This window comes from Paraburkholderia sp. RL18-101-BIB-B (assembly GCF_046026985.1).
GTDB lineage: Bacteria > Pseudomonadota > Gammaproteobacteria > Burkholderiales > Burkholderiaceae > Paraburkholderia.
Map to the genome: position 1 here is coordinate 1 of NZ_JARESV010000149.1, position 1528 is coordinate 1528.

At 56.9% G+C, this 1528-nt stretch carries 1 protein-coding gene and 2 pseudogenes; all 3 read right to left on the reverse strand.

What is annotated here, in order from left to right; translation table 11 throughout:
* Positions 1-186 (reverse strand): annotated as a pseudogene (locus tag P0D73_RS46380) (hypothetical protein); the annotation flags it as partial.
* Positions 186-1355, reverse strand: coding sequence for a DUF2515 family protein (locus P0D73_RS46385; RefSeq protein ID WP_408177826.1), 1170 nt, complete (start codon positions 1353-1355; stop codon positions 186-188). The gene P0D73_RS46385 and the pseudogene P0D73_RS46380, both read right to left, overlap by 1 nt.
* A pseudogene (locus tag P0D73_RS46390) lies at positions 1285-1528 on the reverse strand (hypothetical protein); the annotation flags it as partial. The pseudogene P0D73_RS46390 and the gene P0D73_RS46385, both read right to left, overlap by 71 nt.

Sequence of the window (1528 nt, forward strand, 5' to 3'; positions counted from 1 at the left end):
GGAGGAGCCGACTCCGGCCAGATCGGAGCCTTTCGGGTCCCCGAGACGAACTAGCGTGAGGGTGGGAGGCATGTTGGTACCTTTTGAAGAGAGCGAACTGAAATTCAGAAAGTGTGTCGCGGCAGCAATGCATATTGCAATCGCCCCGAGGCACACAGAAAAGTAAGCTAGTTTTTTTGAGTTCATCACTTGTCCGGCAAGTCGCCCCATTGACCGATCCTAACGAGCGAGTCCTGCATCTTCTGTTTGTACGCTCCCTGCATAAGGCCATGATATTTCTTGGCAACTCCCTTAATCCAGAACATCCGCTGCCGATAATCTTGCAAGACGGTCCGGTCCGGGGCTACCGACAGGAAATCCGGGTCATCGGTCGTATCGTCGGACGTCAGAACCAGTTGCAGATTTGGCACTAGCGCCCGAATCAGTGCCATTCCAGCCAGATCGGATCCGTCCGATGGAAAGTAGCGCGAGGATTCCATCCGGTCATTGAATGACGTGTCGTCGGATGCGGCGAGCCCGTCATGCTGACGGTTCAGCCACCAGGCGAAATTTTGATCGTCGTAAATCAGACCTTGAAGAACCTCGCCTTGTTCATGCTTCGCAATGCAGAGCAGATGGTCGAGCGCGATTCCAGGTCGTTTGTACGGCGACGCCGTCTCCCAATCCGCCACCTTAGCAAACCCCTCGACCACCAGCGGCGTGGCACGTAAATAACCCAGCTTCTGCTTTTTGACTCCAGTCTCACCATCGATCTCATACGGAGTCTTATCGATCGACCTCTCAAAGCCCTTCTGATTACTCAAGTTTCTTCCGACCGCATCGACGAAGTGCCGACTATCGCGCGCCGTCACGCATTCACTGAACGTCGCCGCCCCCGCCGCATAACCATAATGCCAGGGCAGTACATCATTGAAGAGCCACAGATTGCTGTTACCCAAACCTTCATACAGCGCGCTCCACCTGGCAATGCGCACCCGTTTCAACTCCAGCGTGATCGCCACCTGCTTGGCAGCGAACGCTCCCAGTCCCAGCCAGTAGAACCGACCGATCTTGTCCTTGTGTCCAAGATGAAACTCCTCGAGGTACATCCGGGCATAGGCCGAGGCGATGCGCCGTGCCCGCACGGCGTAGTTGCTCACGAACTCCGGGCGGGCGTTCTCAACCTGTGCGCCAGACAGGGAATGCTCGTTGTCCCGGTAGTCTGGAATACCATGGTCGGCGCGCACATGATTGGAGATCTGCCGCATCGCGAACTGCTGCGCGAGCGACCAGATGACGCTGCAATCACACTGCGCATCCACGCACGTATTCGGTTGCGGGTTCGTCCGCCCGCTTGCCTGAAGATTGGCTGCCACTACTCGTTCCTTGTTGCCGTGAAGTCAATTGCTGCGCGGCGCAGGTTGCGCAATGAGGATCGCGTTGCAGGTCGTTTTGTGACCCTTCTACCGCCATGGGCTGACCGAGATCATCGCAGCCGTCCAGACCTTCGGCGATTTCAAACGGATGTGGCGCGCACAGCGGACACGTC